11 protein-coding genes and 4 pseudogenes are annotated in these 17,020 nt (G+C 63.4%); 4 read left to right on the top strand and 11 right to left on the bottom strand.

The genetic code is table 11. The features are described from left to right. Positions 1 to 194: 194 nt before the first annotated feature. The 3 genes and pseudogenes from ACQVLG_RS17545 to ACQVLG_RS17535 all read left to right on the top strand — a co-directional run bounded on the left by ACQVLG_RS17545 (position 195) and on the right by ACQVLG_RS17535 (position 3,776). On the top strand, positions 195 to 1,058 hold the full coding sequence (locus ACQVLG_RS17545; protein ID WP_474290395.1) for an IclR family transcriptional regulator: 864 nt from the start codon (positions 195 to 197) through the stop codon (positions 1,056 to 1,058). A 58-nt stretch (positions 1,059 to 1,116) separates the two neighbouring features. Further along, positions 1,117 to 2,048, top strand: a pseudogene (locus ACQVLG_RS17540) (AAA family ATPase). After that, positions 2,045 to 3,776: pseudogene (locus ACQVLG_RS17535) on the top strand (cobaltochelatase CobT-related protein). Before ACQVLG_RS17540 ends, ACQVLG_RS17535 begins: the two co-directional pseudogenes overlap by 4 nt. 4 nt (positions 3,777 to 3,780) lie before the next feature. On the opposite strand, the gene ACQVLG_RS17530 reads toward ACQVLG_RS17535, so the two are convergent. Next, the gene (locus tag ACQVLG_RS17530; protein WP_474290393.1) at positions 3,781 to 4,920 is read right to left on the bottom strand and encodes an AAA family ATPase; all 1,140 of its coding nucleotides are present in this window, start codon (positions 4,918 to 4,920) and stop codon (positions 3,781 to 3,783) included. Next, positions 4,917 to 5,804, bottom strand: coding sequence for an RNA ligase family protein (locus tag ACQVLG_RS17525; RefSeq protein WP_474290391.1), 888 nt, complete (start codon positions 5,802 to 5,804; stop codon positions 4,917 to 4,919). The genes ACQVLG_RS17530 and ACQVLG_RS17525 overlap by 4 nt, the downstream gene beginning before the upstream one ends. 427 nt (positions 5,805 to 6,231) lie before the next feature. Here ACQVLG_RS17525 and ACQVLG_RS17520 point away from each other — a divergent pair, with 427 nt between their 5' ends. Further along, positions 6,232 to 7,629, top strand: a complete 1,398-nt coding sequence (locus ACQVLG_RS17520) for an RtcB family protein (protein ID WP_474290389.1) — start codon at positions 6,232 to 6,234, stop codon at positions 7,627 to 7,629. On the opposite strand, the gene ACQVLG_RS17515 is transcribed toward ACQVLG_RS17520, so the two are convergent. The 9 genes and pseudogenes from ACQVLG_RS17515 to ACQVLG_RS17475 form a co-directional block, all read right to left on the bottom strand. Then, positions 7,626 to 8,387: a TSUP family transporter gene (locus ACQVLG_RS17515; protein ID WP_474290387.1), complete on the bottom strand. Its 762-nt coding sequence runs from the start codon at positions 8,385 to 8,387 to the stop codon at positions 7,626 to 7,628. The genes ACQVLG_RS17520 and ACQVLG_RS17515 overlap by 4 nt on opposite strands. A 1-nt stretch (position 8,388) precedes the next feature. Further along, positions 8,389 to 9,390, bottom strand: coding sequence for a phosphate acetyltransferase (gene pta / locus ACQVLG_RS17510; protein ID WP_474290386.1), 1,002 nt, complete (start codon positions 9,388 to 9,390; stop codon positions 8,389 to 8,391). A 112-nt stretch (positions 9,391 to 9,502) separates the two neighbouring features. After that, positions 9,503 to 11,330, bottom strand: a pseudogene (xsc, locus tag ACQVLG_RS17505) (sulfoacetaldehyde acetyltransferase). 225 nt (positions 11,331 to 11,555) lie between these two features. Continuing rightward, positions 11,556 to 12,566, bottom strand: a complete 1,011-nt coding sequence (locus tag ACQVLG_RS17500; protein WP_474290385.1) for a porin — start codon at positions 12,564 to 12,566, stop codon at positions 11,556 to 11,558. A 91-nt stretch (positions 12,567 to 12,657) separates the two neighbouring features. Further along, positions 12,658 to 13,473, bottom strand: coding sequence for a thiazole synthase (locus ACQVLG_RS17495; RefSeq protein WP_474290383.1), 816 nt, complete (start codon positions 13,471 to 13,473; stop codon positions 12,658 to 12,660). Next, positions 13,470 to 14,774 (bottom strand): D-amino acid dehydrogenase, encoded by a 1,305-nt coding sequence (locus ACQVLG_RS17490; RefSeq protein ID WP_474290381.1) that lies wholly within the window; start codon positions 14,772 to 14,774, stop codon positions 13,470 to 13,472. Before ACQVLG_RS17490 ends, ACQVLG_RS17495 begins: the two co-directional genes overlap by 4 nt. Positions 14,775 to 14,790: 16 nt before the next feature. Further along, complete coding sequence (locus ACQVLG_RS17485) at positions 14,791 to 15,312, bottom strand: YeiH family protein (protein WP_474290379.1); 522 nt, start codon at positions 15,310 to 15,312, stop codon at positions 14,791 to 14,793. Then, the gene (locus ACQVLG_RS17480; protein WP_474290377.1) at positions 15,309 to 15,857 is read right to left on the bottom strand and encodes a YeiH family protein; all 549 of its coding nucleotides are present in this window, start codon (positions 15,855 to 15,857) and stop codon (positions 15,309 to 15,311) included. The genes ACQVLG_RS17485 and ACQVLG_RS17480 overlap by 4 nt, the downstream gene beginning before the upstream one ends. Before the next feature lie 206 nt (positions 15,858 to 16,063). Further along, positions 16,064 to 16,934 (bottom strand): annotated as a pseudogene (locus tag ACQVLG_RS17475) (NAD(P)-dependent oxidoreductase). Positions 16,935 to 17,020: the final 86 nt, after the last annotated feature.

Below are 17,020 nucleotides of genomic sequence, written 5' to 3'. Positions count from 1 at the left end.
CCTGGTCTGTAGTGATGAACTTAAGCTAAATTATCAAAAAACGGTATATTTTGTTCCGAAATTTGATATACAATTCAATTTAAGCGTTCGGCAATCAAAAGTCAAACAGAATTTCGAGGAAACGGTACAATTTGAGTTCGAAAATGAAATAAGCTGATGTAACACTCAGATACCCAACCGAGGCCACCATGGACATGATTTCATCCCCAAAACTTGAGCCGGAAAAACTGGAAGGCGACACGCCCACGATGCGTTTGTTTGCCTTGCTGGAAGTGATTGCCGAAAAAGATCAACTGCTGTCGCTGCAAGCGCTGGTGGAAGAAACGGGGCTGCCAAAACCCACCCTGCACCGCATGCTGCAACAGCTGGAAAGCGTGGGCGTGCTGCAGCGCGAAAGCGACGGCCGCCACTACAGCACGGGCGTGCGCCTGCGCCGCCTGGCGTCGAACCTCTTGATTAACAACACTTTCCATGGCGCCCGCCGCATGGTCTTGCGCCAGCTGGTCGAGGAAGTGGGCGAAAGCTGCAACCTGACGGCCTTCAGCGGCAGCGAAGTGGTGTACCTGGACCGGGTGGAAACGGCGGCCCCGCTGCGCTTCTACCTGCATCCCGGTTCACGCGTGCCGGCCCACTGCTCGTCGAGCGGCAAGCTGTTCCTGGCGCAGATGACGCCCGTGCAGCGGCGCCGCCTGCTGGGCCACATGGAATTGACGCGCTTTACGGACAAGACGGAAACGGACCCCGCCAAGCTGGAACGCGAACTGGAACTGGTGCGCCGCAATGGCTACGCGCTGGACGACGAAGAATTCCTGCCCGGCCTGCTGTGCGTGGCCGTGCTGGTGCCGAACCCGAACGGCCGCTCGAACCTGGCCGTGGCGATCCAGGCGCCCATCATCCGTTTGACGCACGACAAGGCTTTACATTTCTTGCCAGCATTGCAACGCGCCGCGCAAGCCCTGGCCGCCATCGAATCGGAAACCATGCCGACGACGGGCGGGGGGACGACGCATTGCAGACAGGTAATTCATAACCGCTGCGGCACCCATGCTGCGGCTTGACCAGGAGAACAAGGTGCCAGATTCACGCCAACACCCCCCCGCCGCCGCAGCGCAAACCTTGCAGTCCGTGCACAGCCTGTTCAACATCGACAGCGACCTGCTCGTGCCCGTCTTCACGGAACGCGACCCGCACGTGCCCGACATCGATCCCGCCTACCGCTTCAACAAGGACGTGACCCTGGCGATTCTGGCCGGCTTCACGCACAACCGCCGCGTGATGGTGCAAGGCTTGCACGGCACGGGCAAGTCCACGCATATCGAGCAGGTGGCGGCGCGCCTGAACTGGCCCTGCGTGCGAGTCAACCTCGATGGCCACATCAGCCGCCTGGACCTGGTGGGCAAGGATGCCATCGTGCTGCGCGAACAGCAGCAGGTGACGGAATTCCAGGAAGGCATCGTGCCCTGGTCCTTGCAACGCCCCGTGGCCCTGATCTTCGATGAATACGACGCGCGGCCGCCCCCGACGTGATGTTCGTCATCCAGCGCATTCTGGAACGCGACGGCAAGTTTACTTTGCTCGACCAGAACCGGGTCATCACGCCGCATCCCCACTTCCGTTTGTTCGCCACCTCGAACACGGTGGGCCTGGGCAACCTGAACGGCATGTACCACGGCACGCAAGTGCTCAATCACGCGCAGATCGACCGCTGGAACATTGTTGCCACCCTGAACTATTTGCCGCAGGACGAAGAAACGGACATCGTGCTGGCCCGCGTTCCCGCCATGAACGACGATGCGGGCCGCCAGCTGGCAAGCAGCATGGTGGCCGTGGCCAGCCTGACGCGCCACGGCTATGCGGCGGGCGACCTGGCGTGCCTGATGTCGCCGCGCACGGTGATTACCTGGGCCGAGAATTGCCAGATCTTCCGCGACCCGGCCCTCGCCTTCCGCCTGTCCTTCCTCAACAAATGCGACGAGGCCGAGCGGCCCATGGTGGCCGAGTACTACCAGCGCTGCTTCAATGAGGAATTGCTGGCGAGCCAGGCATGAGCGCCGAAGTCACTGCTCCCGCCGCCTACACGCGCGAACAGCAGGAAACGGATGAGTTGTGCGCGGGCGCCATCCGCGCACTGAGCGGACAGGCGGCGATCCGCTACCGCGGACGGCGCCTGCACGACGGCCACCGTCCCCTGCCCATCCACGCCGCCCATCTGCAGCCCGATGCGGCACTGCAGGATTTGCCGTCGCTGCGCGGCGCGGCCGACAGCGTGGCCCTGCGTTTGCTGCACACGGATGCGGCCCTGCACAAGTCGCTGTGCCCGCCCGAGCCCGTGGCGCGGCTCGTGTTCGAATTGCTGGAACAGTTAAGGGTGGAAACGCTTGCGCCAGATCAACATGCCGGCGTCATCGCCAACCTGCGCCACCGTTTCACGGCCTGGTCGCACGCGTTCTACGATTCCGGCCTGGCCGAAGGCGCGTCGGGCTTGCTCTTGTATACAGTGTTCCAGATGTGCTGGTCGCGCCTGACGGCCCGGCCCGTGCTGGAAAAGACGGAAGATTTTATTGAAGCCACGCGCTGGTCCGTGTCGTCGCAACTGAGCGGCGACCTGGCAGGCTTGCGCCGCCACCGCGCCGACCAGGCCGCCTTTGCCCGCCATGCGCTGGCCATCGCCCATGCCGTCGATGCCATGCTGAAAGAGGCGCAAGCGGCGCGCGACGGCAGCCAGGACGAGGCCGGCGACGCGAAAGCGCAGGCGGCGTTCAAGCTGCTGCTCGATTTCGACAGCGATAACGACCACCTGCCCGATGCGGCCCCGCTGGGCGACAGCCGCGCCTTCAGCGCTGGCGACGGCGGCTACAAGATTTACTGCACGGCATATGACCGCGAAGACAAGGCGGGCGAGCTCGTGCGCCGCGCCCTGCTGCTCGAATACCGCGAACGCATGGATGCGCGCATCGCCAGCCTCGGCATCAACACGGCCCGCCTGGCGCGGCGCTTCACGCAATTGCTGGCCGTACCCGAGCGCGACGGCTGGTCGTTCGGCGAGGAAGAGGGTTATATCGACGGCCGCCGCCTGGCCCAGCTGATCAGCTCACCGTCGGAACGCAGGCTGTTTCGCAAGGAACAATTCCTGCCGCAGGCCGATTGCCTGGTCACTTTTCTTGTCGATTGCTCCGGCTCCATGAAGACGCATGCGGAATCCGTGGCCGTGCTGCTGGACATATTGCTGCGCGCGCTGGACCAGGCCGGCATCACGACGGAATTGCTGGGCTTTACGACGGGCGCGTGGAACGGGGGAAGAGTCAAACGCGACTGGATGCGCGCCCGCTCGCCCGCCCATCCGGGCCGCTTGAACGAACTCGTGCACATGATCTTCAAGGATGGCGACACGAACTGGCGCCGCGCGCGGCCCGACATCGCGGCCCTGCTGAAGGCGGACTTGTACCGCGAAGGCGTCGATGGCGAAGCCGTGGACTGGGCCTGCAACCGCATGCTGGCGCGGCCCGAGCGGCGGGCGCATCCTGCTCGTCGTGTCCGACGGTTGCCCGATGGATACAGCCACGAATCTGGCCAACGACGAGTTTTACCTGGCGCAACATCTGAAACAGGTGGTGGCGCGCCGCGAAGCACAGGGCGCCGTGGAAATCTGCGGACTGGGCCTGGGCCTGGACCTGGGCGCTTACTACAGCCGCAGCCTGGCCACCACCCTGCCCGCCTCGCTGAACAATGAGCTGTTCAGCGAGATCGCGCAGTTGCTGGGTGGCTTGAGGCGATAGGGCTTCAGGCCACTTCGTAGCGCACCGTGTGCGCCTCCATGGGCAGCGGGATTTCCCAGTTCCACAGCATCGCTTGCAGCTTCTTGTTGCTGAGCGAAGTGTCGCGCTGGCCGTTGCGCCGCAGCAGCTCCTTGCGCGGCTGCTCCAGGTACACGAGCTCCACCTGCGCATGGTATTTATACAGCAGGTTGAGCGTCTTTTCACGCATCAGTTTGGACAGATGCGTGGCGTTCCACACGAACGGTTCGCCCTTGCGCAGCAATTCGCGCGCCCGCTCTTCCGCATAGTCGCCCACCTGCCCCTCGTTCTTGCCGTGCTTCAAACCCAAGGCCGTCCGCGCATCGTCAAACGACACGACGGGCAAGCGCGGATGGTGCTTCTCCACCCACGTATTCTTGCCGGAAGCGGGCAAGCCCGACATGACGATCACGCGCGAACCCGGCTCCTGGAACAGCGAGTAATCGGGATGCGCCTCGGCGCCGCGAAAATATTTCACGCGCGTGTGATCGTCGACAAAGACCCTGCGCTGGCCATAGCAGCCTTCCTCGCGCGCCAGTTCGCGGAACAGCTCGATCGCGTCGAGGATGCGCTGCGGGTCGGGGCAGATGCGGCCGCGAATATCGGCTTCGGCCAGCATGGCCAGCAGGCGGATATCGACTTGCCACGACAGTTCGCGCACGGTAAATTCCGGCGTAACGCCGCGCCGCGATTGTTCCAGCGCAAAGAACGGCACTTGATGCACGTTAATCAGACGGCAGATTTCCTCGCGCGCGGCAAACGGCACGTCATAGTCCCACAGGGCGATGCGCGCATCGAGCGCGCCCTTGCGCGAGTGGCCGGGCTGGCCGATGGCGCCCGTCACCGGATCGATCACGGTCGTGCTGTACTTGGCCACGTCGTGCAGCAAGGCGGCCAGGAACACGATTTCCTGTTCCGCCCGCGTGGCTTGCTGATATTCAGGCATGCCCAGCAGGGATTCCACCACCATCATCGTATGCGTCCACACGTCGCCTTCCGCGTGATACACGGGGTTTTGCGGCGTCGTCTTCGCCAGTTCCAGCTGCGGAAAAGCGGCCAGGCAGGCGTTGAAATCGGGCGACCGGCCCGCTGGCGGCACCAGTTGTTGTAACTGTTTCCAGTTCATCTTGTACTCCTTGAAAATATTGCCAGTTCGTCCAGCGATTGGCAGGTGTGCAAGCCCAGGCTTTCCCACGTGACGAGCGGTTGCGGCGCGTACAGGTCGACGCCGTCCGCCAGCAGGTTCGGGATCAATGGACGCGTGCTGTGGTGCGAACCGCTGTCGAGGATGGTTTGCGTAAAGTCATGCCGCACCAGCTTGTAGCGGGCCAGCACTTGCTCGTCGTCTTCCACTTTCAGGTACAAGCCTTCCGCGTGGTCGGACTTGTCCGTCTGCTTCCAGCACAGGTCCAGCGGCAGGCGCTCGCGCGCCACCACGTTTTCAAAGGCGTCGCGCCACAACCGGGACTTGGCCAGCGAATGGCGCAACAGCTGCCACAACTGTTTCGGCGACGCGGGCATCAGGCCCGCATACAGCACGGGGACGGACAGCACGGGCGAGCCGGCCAGCATGGCGTGGCGGCGCGCCGTCGACAAAAACATCTGCGTACGGCGGCAATACACGTCGAACTCGTTGAAATAATGGGGCAGCCGGTCGTAAAACACGGAATGCTTGCTGTAAGACCATTCGCCAAACAGCACATACTGGTCTTCCAGCATATGCAGCAAGGCGTGTTCATGCGCATGCGCCCACGGTTTCAACAGGTTGAACTGGCGTTCGCTGCCGCCGCCCGCCAGGTAGTGGCCGCGCGACTGCAGCAGCACCTCGCCCGCATCGCTGAACGACACGGCGGAGTTGGCGCCATCGATTTTTTCCTCGATGACGACGTACTGGCCGGCCAGCTTTTTCAGGGGCATCTGGTCGGAACCGTCGTCGCCGTCCTGCAGGCGCGAGCCTTCCAGGTGCGGCGTGCGCGGGTATTTAAATAAGGGCAAAGATTGTAAAAACATAGCGTCCCACGCCGCGTTCACCGGGGCGTGTCCATACAGGGTCAGGGGTGCTGACGACGTGTTCGGGCGTGGACGATCAGGACAGTGGTCCTGGGATACGTGTGCGGAAAGAGCAAAAACAGTGCCGCAGCAATCGGGGGCGTCAACGCGCCGAACGATGCTGCAGAGAGCATTTCGTCAGCGTTAGCAGGTGATGGCGAAGAAGCGAGGCACTTTTGGCTCCAATAAGGAAGAGGTTCAAGAAAGAACCGCGAATATAAAGGCTGTTTGATTATTTTGCAAGTGGATCATCCGTATCGTGCGCATCCCTGGCTTTGCAATCCCCGTAAAATTTGCTAAGCTGGCGGCACTTCCTGTCGCTGCTGCGTGGAAAACAAACATGGCCCTTGCAAAAGGGCCGTGCATTCGTTATTTCCGGAGCAGAATCGTGTTTCCCATATCCAGATTACAAAAAGCCCTGCGCCGCCAGGGCATCGCCGTCGCCTATGCCGACGGCATTTATACACTCAGCAATCCGCACGCCCAGGCGTCCGTGCTGCTGCCCCACAACTTTCCGCTCGAGGAAAAAGCCGTGCGCCAGCTGATGGAGTTTGCCGCCGTCGCCGTGCCGGGCCAGGATGGCCATGTGTGCAAGGCGTGCGCCACGCCCGACTTCCATCCGGGCAGCATCGCGCCCGTCGGCAGCATCGTCGCCACCAGCCCCGACATGGTGATCCCCGCCATCCCCGGCACGGACATCGCCTGCGGCATGCGCCTGATCACGACTGGCTTGACCCTGGCGCAGTTCGAAGCGCGCAAGCCGCAGTTATTGAGCAAGCTCAAACACGTGTTGCTGGAAGACGGCCGCAACGTGCCGCTGCGCTCGAAGGCGTTTGCCGCCCTGTTCGACGTGGGGCCGGAAGCGTTCATCGACAGCCTGCACAATGATGGCTTGTGGCCCCGCGTCGACAAGGAGCGTTTGCTGCGCGAGCTCGACGATTGCATCGCCTTGCGCGAACTGGGCGGCGGCTTGCGCCATGCACCCGAAGCGCTGGTCGGTACGCGCGAAGTCATACGCGACCCCAGCCTGGGCACGACGGGATCAGGCAACCATTTCGTGGAAATCCAGCTGGTCGATGCCGTCATGGACCGCCACGCCGCGTACCGGCACGGGCTGGTGCCCGGCGAAGTGGTCGTCATGATCCACAGCGGCAGCCGCGACGTGGGCTTTTTTGTCGGCAGCCGCTGGATGGACCGCGCCAGGGAGGCGTGGCCGAAAGGCGTGCGCCACCCGCAGTCGGGCCTGTACGGCTTGACGGGCGAACTGGCCAGCGAATACATGGACGCCATGGGCGTGGCCTCGCGCTACGCCTGGGTCAACCGCATGGTATTGGCCGAACTGGTGCGCGACAGCCTGTCGCAAGTGTTTGCGCAGGATCAATCGCACCTGGTGGTGGACGTGCCGCACAACGTCATCCTGCGCGAACATGGCATGAACATCCACCGCAAGGGCGCCACGCCCGCGCGCGAAGGCGACCTGGCGCTGATCCCCGGTTCCATGGGCGATTATTCTTACGTGGCAACGGGGATGGGCAATCCCGACTGGCTGTGGTCGTGCTCGCACGGCGCGGGGCGCAGCATCCGCAGGCAAGCCATGCGCGCCATCCGGCCCACGGTGGGCGGCGACGAGATGGCGTTCCAGTGCGTGACCCTGCGCGAAGAACGCCGCGTCGAGGAAGCGCCGATGGCCTATAAAAAGATCGGTCCCGTCATTGCCGCGCAGGAGGAAGCGGGCTTGCTGCAATCGGTGGCACGGCTGAAACCCTTGCTGACGTTCAAGGCCTAGCGCAGCAATTGCGGCACGGCCGCCGCCATCAGCGACAGGCCGATGGCCGTCAGCACGGCAAACGCGATGCGGCGCATGCCGCGCTGGGCGATCGGCGGCGGGTAGCGCTTGCCGGCCATGGTGGCCAGCACGCCGACGGGCAGGGCCAGCATGCATAAAAGTAACACTTTCGCATCGAGCTGGCCCTGGCTGCCCGCCATCAGCGAACGCCCGCCCGCGCTGATGGCGAACAAAAAGATCAGGCTGTAGCGGATGGTGGTTAAACTCATTTCCTGGCGATAAAACTGGTACACGAGCGGCGGTCCCGCCAGCGAAAACAGGCCCGAGAACAGGCCGCCGCACACGCCGCTGATGAAAAAGCTGCGCTTGTCCGCCGCGCCCGGTCCCGGCGGCGCCTGCAACAGGATGCTGACGCCGCCATACACGATGGCCGCGCCCAGCAACAATTTCAACAAGGGCGCATACGCCTGGTCCAGATATCCCAACAGCAACACGCCGGCCGCCATGGCCGGCAGCAAGCCGATGCTGGCCGCGCGGATGGCGCGCCAATCGAGGTGGTGCAAGGCGCCCGGCAATGCCACCAGGCAATTCGCCAAGGACAATAAGCTGACGAGGGCCGCCAGCGCGGGCACGGGCGCCAGGCCGAGGCCGCTGGCCACGCCCATGACGATCATGCCCAGGCCAAAGCCCGTGACGGTCTGGAAATACGTGCCGGCCGCCACCACGCCCAGCAGCGCCAGCACGGGCAAGCTGAACAACTCAGCGCCCACCCTGGGCCTGCACGGCCGTCACGGCAATCACGTTGTACACATCAATCGCGCTGCAGCCGCGCGACAAATCGTTGGCGGGCTTGTTCAAGCCCTGCAGCAAGGGCCCGATGGCGACGGCGCCGCCCATGCGTTCGGCCAGCTTGTAGCCGATATTGCCCGCGTCCAGGTTCGGGAACACCAGCACGTTGGCGCGGCCGTTGACGACGGAATCCTTGACTTTTCTCTGCGAAATTTCGGCCACGATGGCCGCATCGAGCTGCACGTCGCCATCGATGGCCAGCAGCGGACGCTGGGCCTTGACCCGGTCCGCGGCCGCATGCACCTTGTCGACGGCCGCATGGTGGGCGCTGCCGCTGGTGGAAAACGACAGCATGGCGACCCTCGGTTCTTCCATCAGCAAGGCTTGCGCGCTGTCGGCGGCGGCCATGGCGATGTCGGCCAGCTCTTCCGCCTTCGGGTCGACCACTAAAGCGCAGTCGGAAAAGATGAAACCGCCCTTCAGGCTGTGAAACGGTTCGCACAGCATCATCAGGAAAAAGCTCGACACGAGCTTGAAGGCGGGATCGACGCCGATGATCTGGATGGCGCTGCGCACCACGTCGGCCGTCGTGTGCACGGCCCCCGCCACGCAGCCGTCGGCGTCGCCCAGGCGCACCATCAGGTTGGCGTAGCACAGCGGGTCTTGCACGGCGATGCGCGCCTGCTCCACCGTCATGCCCTTTGCTTGACGCAGCACAAACAATTGCTGGGCATAGTGTTCCGACTCGTCGGACGTTGCCGGGTCGACCAGGCGCACGGCATCGAGATCCAGCCCGTGTTCATGCGCCAGCGCCAGGATGGCGGCCGGCTTGCCGACGAGGGTGATGTGCGCCAGCCCTTCGGCGGCGGCCCGCGCGGCCGCCTGCAGCACGCGCGCATCGCCGCCCTCGCACAAGACGATGTTTTTCGGCACGGCGCGGGCTTGCTCGATGATGCGGTGCAGGGCTTTCATGGCGACTCCAATTCGGTAAAAAAAGTGCCGGAACCATGGAAGCATGAAGCAATGGCTCCGGCACATAAAACCCGGCGCGATGCCGGGGTCATACAAGGATCGGGCTGACTGATTACACGTAGTCTTTGTACTTGTCCAGATGACGGATAGGCTTGCTCAGCGCATCGCGGCGGAACGGGTCGCCCAGCTCGCGCGTGCACATGATTTCAATGATGGTCGTCTTGCCTTCATTCATCTGCATGTCGATCGCCTTCTTCAGGGCCGGGCCCACGTCTTCCAGCTTGTCGACCGTGATGCCTTCGGCGCCCATGGCGCGCGCAATCTCGGCAAAGCTCTGGTTGTCCAGCTCGCCGGCCACGAAGCGGCGGTTGTAGAAATCCACCTGGTTCTTCTTTTCCGCGCCCCACTGGCGGTTGTGGAACACCACGGCCGTCACGGGAATGTTGTGGCGCACGCAGGTCATCGTTTCCATCAGGCTCATGCCCCAGGCGCCGTCGCCCGCATACGACACGGCTGGACGGTGCGGCGCGGCAACTTTCGCGCCGATAATGGTCGGAAACGCGTAGCCGCAATTGCCAAAGCTCATCGCCGCAAAGAAGCTGCGCGGCTTTTCGAAGCGCAGGTAGCTGTTCGCCACCGAGTTGATGTTGCCGATGTCGGTCGACACCATCACGTCTTCCGGCATGGCTTTTTCCAGCTCGCGCAGCACCTGGCGCGGGTGCAGATAGTTGCCCGGCTCTTTCTTTTGCTCTTCGATCATGTCCAGGCTGTACGCATCCTTTTCATGGGTCCAGTTCGTCAATTCCTCTTCCCACGCGGCCTTTTCCGCTTGCACGGTGGCATAGCGCGCGTCGCGCGTCGCATCGCAGTCGAGCGTCTTGCCATCCAGGCGGGCAATAATCGCCTTGGCGGCCGCCTTGGCGTCGCCGCAGATGCCGACCGAAATCTTTTTCACCAGGCCCAGCATCTTGTTGTCCGCATCGATCTGGATGATCTTGGCGTTCTTCGGCCAGTAATCCATGCCGTGCTGCGGCAGGGTGCCGAACGGTCCCAGACGCGAACCGAGGGCGACGACGACGTCGGCCTGGGCGATCAGTTTCATCGCCGCCTTGGAACCCTGGTAGCCGAGCGGACCGCACCACAGCGGGTGGCTGGCGGGAAACGAGTCATTGTGCAGGTAGCTGTTCACCACGGGCGCGCCGAGGCGCTCGGCCAGGGCCTTGCACTCTTCGATCGCTTCGCCCATGACGACGCCGCCGCCCGAGATGATCACGGGGAACTTGGCCTTGGCCAGCAGCTCCGCCGCATCGTTGAGGCTTTGTTCGCCGCCGGCGCCACGGTCCAGGCGGTTCGGCTTCGGGATTTCCGCCTTGATTTCGCCATAAAAATAGTCGCGCGGGATGTTCAATTGCGTCGGACCCATTTCCGACATGGCGCGGTCGAAGCAGCGGCCCGTGAATTCCGCCATGCGGGCCGGATTCGTCACGTGGCCTTGATATTTCGTAAATTCCTCGAACATCGGCAACTGGTTCGCTTCCTGGAAGCCGCCCAGGCCCATGCTCATCGTGCCCGTTTCCGGCGTGATGATCACGACGGGCGTGTGCGCCCAGTAGGCGGCGGCGATGGCCGTGACGCAATGCCGTGACGCAATTGCTGATGCCGGGGCCGTTCTGGCCGATGACGACGCCATGGCGGCCCGAGACGCGGGCATAGCCGTCGGCCATGTGGCCGGCGCCCTGCTCGTGCACGACGGGGATCAAACGGATGCCGGCCGGCGCAAAAATGTCCATCGGGTCCATGAAGGCCGAGCCCATGATGCCGAACATGTCGGTCACGCCATTGGCGGCCAGGGTTTCCACGAACGCTTCGGAAGGCGTCATCTTTTGCGGGCCAACGGGAACGGCAGCGGCGGCGGCTTTTTGGTCGGACAAATCGGTCATGGCTCAGTCTCCTTACGGTTTTATGAAAAATCGGTATATTTTGTTCCGATATTTGAAATACGTGTTCAATTTAACGGTTGCGAAATGCGCTGTCAATGAAAATTCATGAAAAATCGGACTGTTTCATTCCTGAATCCGGAATCTGCGACTTTGCCCCACTCCTGAAACAACAATGGCGGCTTATCCGCAACAGACAAGCCGCCATCGCTACCTGCACTGCCGCGTTTAGAACTTCAGGCGCATGCCGGCCGTGAAGGCGCTCGAGTTATGCCCAGGCAAGGGCACGCTGCCGCCGCTGGAGGCGTCGCCAACGAAGTTGGTGCCAGCGCCATCGTTGCTGATGCGCCCGTACGAGGTGTACAGGTTCGTGCGCTTGGACAAGGCATACGTGTAGCCGATGGCCAGCTGGCGCCCGCCGCGGCGCGCATTCGTGCGGTCATCCTTGCGGATGTACGACGCCATCACGCTGCCGGCCGCGCCCACGGGAGCCGACGCGCCCACCATGTAGTTGCGGAAATCCGTGCCCGCATCGTCCTTGTCCGTTTCATACGCGGCATGCAGCTTGGCGGGGCCGAAGTCGTAGGTGCCGCCCAGCAAGGTCACTTTCGCCGTGTTCAATGGCGTGTCCTTGCGGTTGTCGTGCGCCAGGGTCAGCACGAGCGGGCCGTTGGCGTAGTCGATGGAAAAGTCGATGGTGCGGCCCAGCGTATTGCTGTCCGGCTTTTCGCCGAGGCCATACATGATCGATGCCGACAGGCCCTTGACCTTGGGCGTCTCGTACATGATGGAATTTTTCGTGCGCAGGCTGGCCACGCTCATCAGGTTGATCGAGGCGCCCGTCAGGCCCGTCTCGAAGGGGTCGATATTGTCCAGCGCCGTGAACAGCGGGTTGTGCTGCAAGCCCAGGTTCACGGTGCCGAAGCCGCCCGACAGGCCCACGTAGGCCTTGCGCCCGAACAAGGCGCCCTGGCGGTTGGCGCCCGTGTCCACGTCGAGGCCATTTTCCAGCAGGAAATTGACTTTCAGATTGTTGCCCAGGTCTTCCGTACCCTTGAAGCCGATGCGGCTGCCCGACTGCACGCCGGTGGCCAGCTTGGTGACGGAACCGTCCGCGCCGCCGTGCTCGGACGTCAAGCCCGCGTCGAGCAAGCCGTACACGGTGACGGACGATTGGCCGCTGGCGTTGCCGGCGAAGAAGGAGGCCAGGATGGCTGCCGCTACGAGTGTGTGTTTCATGTCATCTCCAGGTATTGTGGTTTTTATGGGTGCTTCAAACAGAATCAACAACGGTGCTGCAAACTGCGGTAAATGCGGTAAATGCGGCGGCTCAGGCGATCAGCCCGGCCATCGGCGACGAGGGCGAAGCGCTCATGACGCCCGCTCTCCGGGGCATGCGCCCGGCCAGATAGGCCTCGCGTCCGCCCTGCACTGCCAGTTTCATGGCGCGCGCCATGCGGATCGGCTCGCGCGCCGCCGCGATGGCGGTATTCATCAGGATGCCGTCGCAACCGAGTTCCATGGCGATGGCGGCGTCCGACGCCGTGCCGACACCGGCATCCACCAGCACGGGCACGCGGGCTTGCTCGATGATCAGCGACAGATTCCACGGATTCAAAATGCCCATGCCCGAGCCGATCAATGACGCGAGCGGCATGACGGCGATGCAGCCGATGTCTTCCAGCATGCGCGCCTGGATGGGGTCGTCGCTGCAATACACCATCACCTGGAAGCCATCCTTCACCAGCTGCTCCGCCGCCTTTAACGTTTCCGGCATGTTCGGGAACAGGGTCTTTTCATCGCCCAGCACTTCCAGCTTGCACAACTGGTGGCCGCCCAGCAGCTCGCGCGCCAGTTGCAGGGTGTAGACGGCGTCGCGCGCGTTGTAGCAGCCGCCCGTGTTGGGCAAAATCGTGTATTTCGACGGCGGGATGAAGTCGAGCAGGTTCGGCTCGCCCTTTTCCTGGCCGATATTCACGCGCCGGATGGTGACGGTGACGATCTCGGCGCCGCTTTCCTCGATGGCGAGGCGCGTTTCCTCGAAATCCTTGTATTTGCCCGTGCCCACCAGCAGGCGCGACTGGTAGGTGGTGCCGGCCAGGGTCAGGCCGCCGGGGGTATGGCTGGGGATGGCGTCGTCTCTCATCGTGGTGCTCTCCTAAGTTGAACCAAAGCGGCCTCATGCCGGGGGGCTTCGCCGCAAAACGCAAAATCGACGTCGGGCCGCCGTCCCGACACGAGGTCGGCGATCGCCCTGCCCGCGCCGCAGCCCATGGTCCAGCCCAGGGTGCCGTGGCCCGTGTTGAGGTAGAGCTGGCGATAGCGCGTGGCGCCGATGTAGGGCACATTCGACGGCGTCAGGGGGCGCAAGCCGGCCCAGTAGACGGGGTCGCTGTAATCGCAGGCGTGGGGAAACAGCGCCTGCACGCGGCGCGTGATGGCGGCGCAGCGCACAGGGTTCAGTTCGCGCGTGTAGCCGTTCAGCTCGCACGTGCCCGCCACGCGCAGGCGCTCGCCCAGGCGCGAAAACACCAGCTTATGGCCATCGTCCGTCAGCGACACGCTCGGTGCGCTGACGGGGTCGATAATCGGATACGTGGCGGAATAGCCCTTGCCCGGATACAACATCAGGCGGATGCCCAGCGGCTGCAGCAGCGGCGCGGAAAAACTGCCCATGGCCACCACCACGGCGTCCGCGTATTCCAGGCGGTGGCGGCCCTGCGCATCGATGCATTCCACGCCCGCGATGCGCTCGCCGTCCGCCAGCAGCCGCGTCACCGTGGTGCCGTACTGGAAATCCACGCCGGCAGCGGCGGCGCGGGCGGCCAGCGCCGTGGTAAACAGGTGCACGTCGCCCGACTCGTCGCTGGCCGTGAAGTCTCCGCCGACGATGCGGCTGCGCGCGTGGCGCAAGGCCGGTTCCAGCCGTATCACTTCATCGGCGCTGACGGTGTTGCGCGGGCAGCCCAGTTCGCGCAAGAGAGCGGCGCCCGCTTGCGATTTGTCAAACTCCTGCTGGTCCGTATAAAAATGCAGAATGCCCCGCTCGAGGTGATCATAGGTAATCCCCGTCTCGCGCCGCAAGGCTTGCAGACTCTGGCGGCTGTACTCGGCCAGGGCGACGATCTGGCGCATATTGCGCGCCACGCGCGATGGCAGGCATTCGCGCAGGTAGTGCAAGGCCCACTGCCATTGCAGCGGGTCCAGGCGGGGCCGGAACAGCAGCGGCGCGTCGTCCTTGCCCAGCCATTTCAAGACCTTGCGCAGGGTGGCGGGATTGGCCCACGGTTCCGCATGCGAGACGGAAATCTGTCCGCCGTTGGCAAAACTGGTTTCCTGCGCCGCGCCCGCCTGGCGCTCGAGCACGCGCACGTCGTGGCCCGCCTGGCGCAAATACCAGGCCGATGCCGTGCCGACCACGCCGGCGCCGAGGACAAGGATCTTCATGGCAGGGCCGTTCCGTTTAACGCGTCAGCAGGACGGCGATGGCGACGAAGGCGGCGATCCACACGGTTTCCATCACCAGCATGATCACGGGACGCCAGCCCAGCGAGGCGAGCGACTGGAACGAAGTTTTCACGCCCAGGGCGGCAATCGCAATGACCAGGCAGGCACGCGAGGCATTGTTGATCCAGCCATTCACTTCCTGCGGGATCAGGCCCAGGCTGTTGGTAATGACGAGCCAGACAAAGCCGATCAGGAAGAACGGCACGAGCGGCGGCGCGTCCACTTCGCTCTTGCCGTCCTTGCGCTTGAACATGATCGACAGGCCCAGCACGACGGGCACGAGGCAGGCCACGCGCGTCAGTTTCACGAAGGTGGCGACGTCGCCCGTATGGTTGCTCACCAGATAGCCTGCGCCCACCACTTGCGCTACATCATGAATCGTGCCGCCGATGAACACGCCCGCTTCCGTCGGGTCAAAACCCAGCAGCTTGACCAGCAGCGGGTAGACGATCATGGCCAGGGTCGACAGCGACGTCACGCCCCCACCACCGTCAGCAGGGTGAATTTCTCGTTTTCCTTGGTTTGCGGCAGCACGGCCGAGATGGCCAGCGCGGCCGACGCGCCGCAGATGGCCACCGAGCCGCCCGACAGAATGCCTTCCGTGATGGGACGTTTCAGCCAGCGAGCCAGCAGGTAGCCGAAGCCCAAAGTCGCCACCAGGCCGCCGACGACGATCAGCAGCGGCGTCACGCCCACCGAGGCGATCTGATTAAAAGTGATGCGCGCGCCCAGCAGGGCCACGCCCGTGCGCAGCAGCACCTTGCTGCAAAACTCGATGCCGGGCTTGCAGGTGGGGTCGGACGCGAGGAAGTGGAAGGCCAGGCCGAAGAACAGCGCGTACAGCAGCTGGGGGCCGCCGTAATTGCTGGAAATAAAAGTGGCCGACAGGGCGATCACCAGCGCGATGGCCACGCCGGGCCAGCTGCGCAGCACGGCGCGGGGGCGCCAGATGGCAACGGCGGAAGACAAATAGGGAATGTTCTTGTCGACAACGCGTGTTATCGCTGAGGAGTTAGTTTTCATGCTGGTCCGCTCATAATGTTTTAAAAATTGGGACATTTCATCTCGTTTTTTAATAATACACGATGAGCTAGCGAAGTCCATGCTTTTCCATGAAAATCGAAACCAGATGTTCCGGAAACTGACGTTTTTTACTTCCCCCCCCCGTAAACGACGAGCGGCGCGGCCCTGGGCAGGGACGCGCCGCTCTTTACTTAAGCGTTAAAAAGTTACTTTTTGTTCAGGCGGGTGATCAGGCTGGAGGTGTCGTAGCGGTTGCCGCCCGCCTGCTGCACTTCGCCATAGAACTGGTCCGTCAAGGTCGTCACGGGCAAGTCGCTGCCGTTGCGCTTGGCTTCGGCCAGGCAGATGCCCAGGTCCTTGCGCATCAGGTCGACGGCGAAACCGAAGTCGAACTTGCGCTCGATCATGGTCTTGCCCCGGTTTTCCAGCTGCCACGACTGCGCCGCGCCCTTGGAAATCACGTCCACCACCAGCGCCGCATCGAGGCCCGCGTTTTCCGCAAAGGCGATGCCCTCGCTCAAGGCTTGCACGAGGCCCGCGATGCAGATCTGGTTGACCATTTTTGTCAGCTGGCCGGAACCGGAAGCGCCCATGTAGGTGACGGCGCGCGAGAACAGCGCGATGACGGGCTCGGCCCGTGCATACGCCTCGGCATCGCGCCCCCACCATCACCGTCAGCTTGCCGTTTTCCGCACCGGCCTGGCCGCCGGACACGGGCGCGTCGAGGAAGAACACGCCCTTCTCCTTCGCCGCCGCGTGGATGGTGCGCGCCGCTTCGGCGGACGCCGTCGTATGGTCGATCAGGATGCTGCCCGGCGCCATGGCGGACAGCAAGCCGCCCTCTTCCAGGATGACTTGATACAGATCATTGTCGTTGCCGATGCAGGTGAAGACGAACTCGGCGCCGGCAGCGGCCGCGGCCGGCGTGGCGGCGCTGCTGCCCTTGTGCTGCTCCAGCCAGGCTGCCGCGCGGGCCGGGTTGCGGTTGTACACGGTGACGTCGTGCCCGCCCGCCGCCAGGTGACCTGCCATGGGGAAACCCATGACGCCCAAACCGATGAATGCCACTTTTGCCATTTTGTCCGTCCTGTCGATGTGTGAATCCGATTATTGTTGCACAAACAGTCGCCGCCGGCAGCATCAAGGCGCGGGAGCGCGCCGTA

The organism is Janthinobacterium sp. TPC_1 (assembly GCF_056037845.1).
The sequence above is the reverse complement of the archived record's forward strand: the minus strand, read 5'-3'. Positions and strand labels throughout refer to the sequence as shown.

Coding starts and splice junctions, on each gene's coding strand:
- ACQVLG_RS17490 (WP_474290381.1), bottom strand. CDS start 14,774: ATGAAGATCCTTGTCCTCGGCGCCGGCGTGGTCGGCACGGCATCGGCC.
- ACQVLG_RS17500 (WP_474290385.1), bottom strand. CDS start 12,566: ATGAAACACACACTCGTAGCGGCAGCCATCCTGGCCTCCTTCTTCGCC.
- ACQVLG_RS17545 (WP_474290395.1), top strand. CDS start 195: ATGATTTCATCCCCAAAACTTGAGCCGGAAAAACTGGAAGGCGACACG.
- ACQVLG_RS17525 (WP_474290391.1), bottom strand. CDS start 5,804: ATGTTTTTACAATCTTTGCCCTTATTTAAATACCCGCGCACGCCGCAC.
- ACQVLG_RS17480 (WP_474290377.1), bottom strand. CDS start 15,857: ATGAAAACTAACTCCTCAGCGATAACACGCGTTGTCGACAAGAACATT.
- ACQVLG_RS17495 (WP_474290383.1), bottom strand. CDS start 13,473: ATGAGAGACGACGCCATCCCCAGCCATACCCCCGGCGGCCTGACCCTG.
- ACQVLG_RS17530 (WP_474290393.1), bottom strand. CDS start 4,920: ATGAACTGGAAACAGTTACAACAACTGGTGCCGCCAGCGGGCCGGTCG.
- pta (WP_474290386.1), bottom strand. CDS start 9,390: ATGAAAGCCCTGCACCGCATCATCGAGCAAGCCCGCGCCGTGCCGAAA.